Raw genomic sequence first — 8282 nt, 5'->3', positions numbered from 1 at the left:
TGCTGATGGAGCCGGTGCGTTCTCTGGTAGAAACTGGAGAGATGGCCGGCGGTTGAGATATCTGACTAGACATTGTCTTGCTCCTGTAGTGCGTGATCAAGGACGGCGATGCCGTGATCGAGCTCGACATCAGTGATCGTTATCGGCGGTAGCACTTTGATGACGTCGCGATTTGGCCCTGAAGACTCGATCAGAAGCCATTATCGATGAACGCGGCTGACAACTGCCGGTGAACGATTTGGCGAACTCGAACGAGAGCCCCGGGAACTGGATCTTGTAGAAAAGGCTTCGGGGTTTCAGGATCCAATCCTCGAACGCTTCAATGAAGTCACGCTTTGCCGCCGTATGCATATCAAGCGACAGAAGAGTGTTCTCGCCGGCTAGATATTCAATTGCCGGCGCAAGAATATTAGGATTGTTGTGTCCATAATTAAGTGCTCCGGACCCGACGAGGAAATCGATATATGAGCTACCGCCTCGCCCCAGATGGTCGCCCCAACTGCCCTCGTAAAGACTGTGGGAGACGACCGCCCGTACGACGAATATTGGGCTCATGGGCGGTGAGAGCGTCAGTGTTCATTTTAGGCCCTCTGCACTTAGGCGTCGCGTTGACCCAAAGAGCGGTTAGACGCCTTTGCTGGGCTGTTGTTCAGTTCGGGTGGGACATCAGAACCGTCGGCGCGGGCCTTGATTGTGTTGGATCGAGGTGCTGCGTTTAGTCTTCTGCACAGATGCCCTTGAGGGCAGCGTCGGGCTCTTGTTCTGCATGTCGATACCTGCCGATTCAAATGCGTTGGAACAACTCCGCTTTTAAAGCTGCCTGGCAGGCGTTGACACTACCGCATCTGGTAGTTGACGCATCCGCTCGTCGCGCGGCGATTGAAGCCTCGACCCTTTTTGCTCCGATACCATTCGTTGGACTGCCGGAAGGTGGAGTTTCCCGGCTTTCCATCCGCTCCATCAACTGACGTTCCGAGCGAATGCCGTAGAAGGCCTACAACAGCATCGCACGCAGCAAACGTTCCGGCGCGATCGACGGGCGGCCGAGTGCCGGCGGAGCACCGCAAAATCGCAGTCCATCGCCACAAGAGCCGCGTTCACGATCTCCTGCATCACCCGCAGCGGATGGTCTCGCGAACGCGCGCCTCAAGGTCGAAATTACGAAAACAGCGAACCTGTCGGTTCGTCTGAGCCGCGCATCCACAAATCTCCAAATCATCCGGGAGCAGTGATGGGGTTGTCTAATGGGGACGTCAAGTATCATCGCGCTCGGAGATGCGTTGGCCGTGATGGGGATTCGCGGACGAGCCTTCAATGTGGACGACGCACTTTGCTGAGTCAGCGGTGCAACCTCATCAGCGGAATGGCTCGGCTCACGTCCCGGCAGGGACGCCTCAGGCGTTCAGATTCTGAACGCTATTACGTTGTGGCTCCTGCATTCGGATTAAAGAGCTCGCCGGTTTAAAATCATCACCGCCAGTTTGCGCGCCACAGCCACGGCAGCTCTTTTGAAGCCGATCCTCTCTCGGAGCCGGAGACCGCATCTCCGCAGAGTGCTCTCGGTTGAGCTACGCGTCAGAATGACCGACGCTGTTTCGTAGAAAAGCCCTCGCAAATGGCGGTCGCCGCGTCGGGGTATATGGCCATCATAATCGACTTCGCCGATCGGTAGCGGCGCGTCGTCAGGCCTATCCAGGCGCTAACAGAGCGGGACTTCTTGAAGTTGCCCGGATCTTCAATGGCAGTGGCGAACGAGGTTCTGGTAATGGCGCCGACGCCAAGGATCGACATGGGCATGCGGCATGCCTGGCTCTGACGTGCCTGCGACGAGCTGGCGCCCAAGCTCGGCGGCACGGATACGAATGCCGCGCTATGCCTCCAACATCGGCAGCACGATAAGAGCAAGCAAGTTCCTCGTGATGATAAGAAGGCGCCGAAGCGTTCTTCTCGAACGTGGTTCCTTTCAGGAACTAGCAGGCCGAACGTTTTCAGGATTCCACGAACCTGGTTGGAAAGTTCGGTGGTGATTCGGACCAGCCGGGTGCGTGCCGCCATGAGCGGGCGGGCCAGCGTTCTGCCAAATCCTTTCACCCGCACTCACGGAAGAACCCCACCTCTGCAAAGATGCGCCAAACCGTCGGCGTCGTTCGCGTCGGTCTCATTCGGCGCCATATAGAGCGCAGCTTTTGGCATGGCGAGCATCGATGCAGATCGCCGGCACTTTCTCGGCACGCAACGAATGACAGAACCACACGACAGCGGCCCGGTCTCGAATACCACGCGTTTGGCGGCTGGCGCCCGCTTGCGGATAAGATTGGCAATGATCTTTGGATCAGAGGCGCACTTCCCGCGCCGGACACGCTTGCCTTCACGTCGGATCGACACCGCTGTCTCTTTCATCGACAGTTGAATAGGCGGTAAGCGCCGCGCCGCCTTGCAGGGACCGGTTTCTCAGCGCCTTCCCCGAACCGGGCATGCGTATTTATTACGCACCCGGCTCTCCAGAAGACATGGTAAGTCAGGCATATCCATCCATGCGAGACGGAAGCGGCAGACGGGGATCCAGGCGAGCATGTGCTGCTCGACCAATCCCTCGCGCCAGAGCCGTCTCGTGGACCGGCGACTGCTCGCCTGATAGGCCGCCCAGATGTCACGCGGCCGCGCTTTGGGGCGCTTCTTCCGCAACCAGCGCTCTACCCTCATGCCAGTGTACCAGTCGAGACTGGTGAACACCGGCCGGCGTAGGCACAGTGGCGGTGGTAGTTCGCCCACCCGCGCAGGATGGGATTGAGCTCCTGAAGCTTGGAAGCCAGACTGGACCGGGCGGAACTCGTACCCGTACGTGCCTTGACCTTCCCAACGCAGATCGGCGGCCTTTGTGTTGGGAATCTCGACGCGTGGGCCGTAGCTGTAGCGTCTATCCCAGTGCATGACAAAGCGGAATCCGAGGAACTCGAATCTGCTTGTCATGGCCGTGACCTTCGTCTTTTCCGGCGACAATTCAAGGCCTGTGGTCCGGCACAAGTAGTCCGCCAGCGCGGTCTTCTCCGCGAGGGCATCCTCCTGCGTACCGGACATCAGCACCACAAAATCGTCGGCGTAGCGCACAGGCAGGAACACACAGCGGCCAGCCATGCGATCCCAGTAGCGTTCTGCCTGCCGCGGTCCTCCCGGCACATTGACGGACGGCATGGCCTTGGTGCGCTGATACACCCACGTGCGTACCGCTCTTCGATCGCGCTGAGCGCGATGTTGGAAAGCAATGGTGAGATAATCCGCCCTGAGGGGTTCCGGCCTCTATACGAAGGAACTGATCCTCGGAGAGAACACCGGCCGGCTTTCAGGAAGTGCCCGATCAGCCTCGTCACCCTCCGGTCAGCGAGGCGCTTGCGTAGCTTTTCCATCAGATTGATGGCTGATGTTGTCGAAGCAGCCCTTTGATGTCGCCCTCGATGACCCATGGATGCGGCATCCGACTCCGCCGGGTATCCCTATCGACGTTTATGCGGGAGGACAGCCCATCGGATATACTCCAAGGCGCCGTGCGTGCTCCGTCCGGGCCTGAACCCATAGGGGACATGCCAGAACTGCGCCTCGAAGATTGGCTCCAGAAGTGTCTTGACCGCGCCTTGGACGACGCGATCCTCGACCGTGGGAATGCCCAGGGTCGGAATTGCCCCTGTTTACCGGCTTTGGGAATGAGCTTGCGCCTCGCCGGGCTCGGTTTGTATGCGCAAGAGCGCAGTTCAGCCTGAAGCCCGTCGAGAAAGCGTTGTACTCCCCTTTCCGGATACGTCCCACGGTCATCCCGTCGACCCGGGCTGTGCGTCCGCCTCTGTTCGAGGCTACGCGTCGCCAGGCGTGACGCAGCATGCACAGGTCGGTTACCCAACCCCACATATCCGGCACGCGTCTTCGGGATTTGCCTTGCCCCACTGGTAGAGTTTGCGCTGAACGCCGAGTACCCAAGCCTCGTCGGCCCGGTGATCCATGTCCATAGATCACTCCTCCGTCATTCAGGTCTACCGTCTTCCTGCTTCCCTTCGCCCTGCGCGGCTTTCCCGCGCTCCGACTACTACGGAAGCTCCGCCCTCGGTCTCGTCCATCTCCGGCCGTCGCGGCGAGCCCAGTTCCGTACTGGGCAGACGATCCGAGTTCTCGTGTTCTGATTTCCAACCTTGATGCCCGTAGGCTGCGAGCTTTACGCCCGCTGCTCCTGCAGGCGGGGCGGCATTTCAGCCGCCGGTCGAAAATCAGCAAGCTTGAGAGGTGGCTATTCCATCTTCACCGACCTCGCTCGAGACCGGCGGGAGGCGCGCCAGGATGTCTGAGAAGATCAGGCCACATCATCGGAAGCGCAAGGCGATCCTGTATTCGGCAATCCTCGGCCAATCAGGTCCTCCACGATCGTGAGGCCAGCGCCTTGCTGTAAGCGATGCGCGATCCACTGAGTGCGCTTGGCTGGTCTCGCAGTCGGCGAAGACCTCGGCGGCCGGCGGCGTCACCCGTTCCGGATCGACCGAAGGGTAGCCAGCCCTAGGCGAGGTGGCGGCGCGGGAGGTATCGCTGCGGCAACCAAGATGCTCTATCCGATTCAACCGATCCGGAAAAGAGTGGAACGCCGCTAATTGGATGGCAAGGCCCAGTTCGCCGTCCTCGGCGCGCTTGAGGCGTCATAATGTTCCACCACCTGTGCGCACGGGAAACGTGACAGTCGCAACAAACGCCACCATGATCGCGTGACATCAAAAACCGTATACATGCCTGCACCCGACCCACCGTTAGAAGCTAAAATGCCCCTTGCTACTCATATGGCATCCATCATGCACCACATGCTGCTGCGGGGTAAGGGCCTCAGATTCTCCCTATATGCCGAGGGCCGAAAATGGTGTGATGGACCAACGGATCAAGCCAAAGGCACGCTGAAGTATCGCCTCAGTCTCAGCATGGCTGGGTGAAGCGGTTATGACGTATCCTATCGCATCTCGGTAATCGCCTTTCCTGATGATCGGCGTGTGGGGTTCAACATAGAATTTAATCTCGGCCACACCTGGCACAGCAGCCGCTTGAGCACCGCCATCGATACATCCGAGGGTCCCGTCGCGATCAGCGACTAGGAACTGCGCGGCCGCAACATGCGAATGCCTTTTGCGCAAATCACATTCATCACCGGTTACTAGCTTGATGTGCTCGGTGATCAGATCGACGCCGTGAGCCAGCTGAACCAGTTGAGGGCCCACCCCGCCGGTCAGACGCGGATTAACTTCTATGACGACTGGGCCACGCTTCGTCCACCGGAATTCAATGTTCTTTGGCCCCCAGTCAAGGCCTAGAGCTCGCAAACAGCTGAGGGAGACATCGGCAATCCGCTGATGCTCCTTTTCGGTTAGCGGGGCCGGATGGGTGATTTTTCGGAAGACGAAATACGGGGGGGGCCCGAACTCAGCGGCACCAATCGTAAAGACCTCATTTCCCATTATGTTCGCACCATACAGGGGGCCTTGCACGAATTCCTCGACCAGTATCCCCGGCGAAGACCGCCATATGTGCCTTTCGCCCAACAGATAGGTGGTATGTTCAGTTAACTCATCGAGGTTGCGGCACAATCGGACACCGCAGCTGCCTGCGCCCACGGCTGGCTTAAGAACCACCGGCAGGCCGATCTCCGCAGCAGCGCTCTTTATATCCGCCGCATTCGCGGCTAAGCGATAAGCAGGCACTGGAACGCTGGCCTCAGCGAGGAGCTGACGTTGAGTGAATTTCTCGCAGCACCGTTCAATGGATGTGGGGTTCGGTCCCGGTAGATCAAAATGTCGGCAGAGCTTGCCAACTGTAGCGTAGAACGCCTCCAGGGATGACGTAATTCCAGCAATGTTGTAAGTAGCCCCTAGAAGGGAACATTCACGGATCAGCGACGCGAGACTGTTTGTATCGACACGGATTCCCTCGTACTTTGCTGCTTCAAGGTACTCGTACCGAGCTGGATCAGCCGACAGGGTAATTGGATGAAGACCAAGACGCTCGGCCGCTTGGATGAAGAGGAGGCCAGTACCCGTTGGGTCGCTTTCTATCAAAATGAGTGCTCTTCTTGCCACGGATGCTAACTCCCACTTTGCGTGCTGTACGGCGGGTCTAGGTTCTGAATCGTCATCGACTTTTTGGCTAGCCTGATCTCGGAGTTGCCTGAACGTACCATCGTGAGCGATCTTCGGTTATAAAGATTTGCAAAGTCTATTTGAAGGTAACTCTCTTTGCAGCCCCGGCCTTTCGGGCGTCGCGTTCATTTCTCTCCGCTAACTTAGGAGCAGCGGCGAATGCTCGCTTGGCTTTTAAACTCCTAGTGGTTTACGCCCGGCATAAGAGTCCGGCTGGGGATTCCCTTCTGTGCGCATGCGAGTCTGGCGCATCGCACAGGAATTTACTCACCGTTTCTTCCATTGACCGTCAGCGCCTGGCGCTGATCAGAGATCGCAATGCGCCGCAGAAGCACATTTGGCGCGCCGAGATCATTCTGTTGAGCAGCGACGGCGTGGGCACCGTCTTCATCTCAGACGCGGGCGTCTTCCACTCCGTCATCGACCTTCAGCCGGCGATCAACGCTTCGTTGCAGAGCACAACCAGCAACCTAAACCCTTCACTTGGACCGCCGATCCAGACAGGATCATCGCTGCCGTCAAACGCGGGCACCAAATGTTAGATTCCATCCACTAGAAGCCGCTGGCGCGTCTCGGACGAACCCCTCGCTAATTCGAAGGTCGCCATGAGGATCGCATGTGACTGCACGCGGCAACGAATGACTGCGCCCTATTACAGCAACAATCGGTACGCGACAGCGAGCGTGAAACAATCGGAGACGCCGAGGAATTTACCGTCGCCTCGGAGAAGCGCTCGGAGGCAGCACATGAGGTGCGACGACATAGGCGCGGACAGGGTTACACGGCCCTGCACTGCGCCACGCGGTCACCCGACCCGTGATCCATCCCAGGGCGGGCGAATGATAGCGACGTGCTCGCTCCGTCGAGGCCAAGCCGCTTGCGGCGGCCTGCCGGCCAGCCCTGACCCTTGTTAGGCTTTCACTGCCGCCCATCGTGACACACTCCTGAATTAACGAATTTGGACAAAGCAGAACGACCCAGGTAAACCACGTCCGTCAAATATCTGACCTGACACGCCGCATTTCTGCTGGCAACATCATCTCGGCAATGCTACAGAGCTGTCCTTCGTCCGCGGTGACAGTCTCGGATTCATTCCCATTTGCTGCATGTCGAGCTGCGCATCCAAGCTTCTGTACTGCTGGCCAAGGCCGGCGCAATTAAAACTCCAATAGCAACTCATTTCTGTCGTGGCGATTAACAAGCCTCCTCAACTCGTCGCCGGTCAGCCAATTAATCCACTCCTCCTCCACAATATTCTCCTCTACCAGCCGTAATATCGATCCGCCAGGTTCATAATGTGAGTATCCGTATTTCGTGACAATCCATTTATCCAGCAGCCAGCGCGACATAAGCCCACATAGGAAGTCAGGAGACCACATAGCAAATGAGACCCCGCGTGCTATTCCTTGCATGATCCTGGGCACCCCCTGTCCTCTAAAGTCTCTGCGCACCCAAAGATCCCCATGATAGGCTACTTTTCCAGTTATCTTCTTCGCGCTTGGCGCTATGCAAATACAACGGTCCTGAGGATGCGCGTGAACGGTCGGATCCGCGTAGAACGCCTTTAGGGATTCAAGGTGTTCTGCAAAATTGCTTGACGACAAATCATACAATCGAGCAGCCTGTACAGTCGCGACATCGTTGTTTTTGTCGAGACCTAGTATCCAAAAGCCGTCGCCTGTTTCAATTGGGGAACGATCTGGCCGAAAGTTGGGGTATGTCCGAGTTTTTGTCGGAGTGGCTTCTGTTATCGAGACATATCTTCGAAAATCGAATCCTACAGAAATCTTGATGCCTTTTTGGGCAGCGGCTTCATCATGTACTTGAACAAAGCGTGAAACGTGCAGCGGATTAGCTAAGGTTTTCATCGGCGTACCCGTTCCTCTTGTGATTAGTCTCCGTAAGGCTGCGCTTCGAGCCGCTATTGATAGTGCGCTTTCAACAGGAATTGAACCACTACCTACTCTGGTGGGTTTGTTCGATGGCAGTGATGGGGTCGCTAATCATGGCTTACGGTAACATCCCTTTCCCTGCTGAGACGCCGCCGCCGGTGCATTGTTGTCTTCGCGGTCGAAAGGGTCGCCGCATAATGAGGCTCACGGGATCAATGAGGACGCACTCTGCCGA

At 57.6% G+C, this 8282-nt stretch carries 4 protein-coding genes and 2 pseudogenes; 1 reads left to right on the top strand and 5 read right to left on the bottom strand.

The annotated features are described in order from the left end of the window. Positions 1 to 129: 129 nt before the first annotated feature. From NMG80_RS37945 to NMG80_RS23210, 4 genes and pseudogenes are all read right to left on the bottom strand, one after another. Positions 130 to 555, bottom strand: a complete 426-nt coding sequence (locus tag NMG80_RS37945; protein ID WP_436798658.1) for a PLP-dependent aminotransferase family protein — start codon at positions 553 to 555, stop codon at positions 130 to 132. Positions 556 to 1419: 864 nt separating this feature from the next. Then, positions 1420 to 2400, bottom strand: a pseudogene (locus tag NMG80_RS23220) (IS110 family RNA-guided transposase). A 51-nt stretch (positions 2401 to 2451) separates the two neighbouring features. Next, positions 2452 to 3213, bottom strand: a complete 762-nt coding sequence (locus tag NMG80_RS37940; RefSeq protein ID WP_436798657.1) for a reverse transcriptase family protein — start codon at positions 3211 to 3213, stop codon at positions 2452 to 2454. A 1652-nt stretch (positions 3214 to 4865) separates the two neighbouring features. Next, positions 4866 to 6095, bottom strand: coding sequence for an ATP-grasp domain-containing protein (locus NMG80_RS23210; RefSeq protein WP_254020270.1), 1230 nt, complete (start codon positions 6093 to 6095; stop codon positions 4866 to 4868). A 461-nt stretch (positions 6096 to 6556) separates the two neighbouring features. On the opposite strand from NMG80_RS23210, the pseudogene NMG80_RS23205 reads away from it, so the two are divergent. Further along, positions 6557 to 6711 (top strand): annotated as a pseudogene (locus tag NMG80_RS23205) (IS630 family transposase); the annotation flags it as partial. Positions 6712 to 7312: 601 nt separating this feature from the next. On the opposite strand, the gene NMG80_RS23200 reads toward NMG80_RS23205, so the two are convergent. Then, complete coding sequence (locus NMG80_RS23200; protein WP_254020269.1) at positions 7313 to 8023, bottom strand: hypothetical protein; 711 nt, start codon at positions 8021 to 8023, stop codon at positions 7313 to 7315. Between the last annotated feature and the right edge of the window lie 259 nt (positions 8024 to 8282).

Origin of the sequence: Mesorhizobium escarrei (assembly GCF_935825525.1) — a bacterium.
GTDB lineage: Bacteria > Pseudomonadota > Alphaproteobacteria > Rhizobiales > Rhizobiaceae > Mesorhizobium > Mesorhizobium escarrei.
Note: the sequence above shows the minus strand (reverse complement) of the source record. Positions and strands in the feature narration are given on the sequence as shown.

Bases quoted from the DNA above. Each gene is read 5' to 3' on its own strand.
- NMG80_RS37945 (WP_436798658.1), bottom strand. From the start codon at position 555: ATGAGCCCAATATTCGTCGTACGGGCGGTCGTCTCCCACAGTCTTTAC.
- NMG80_RS23200 (WP_254020269.1), bottom strand. From the start codon at position 8,023: ATGAAAACCTTAGCTAATCCGCTGCACGTTTCACGCTTTGTTCAAGTA.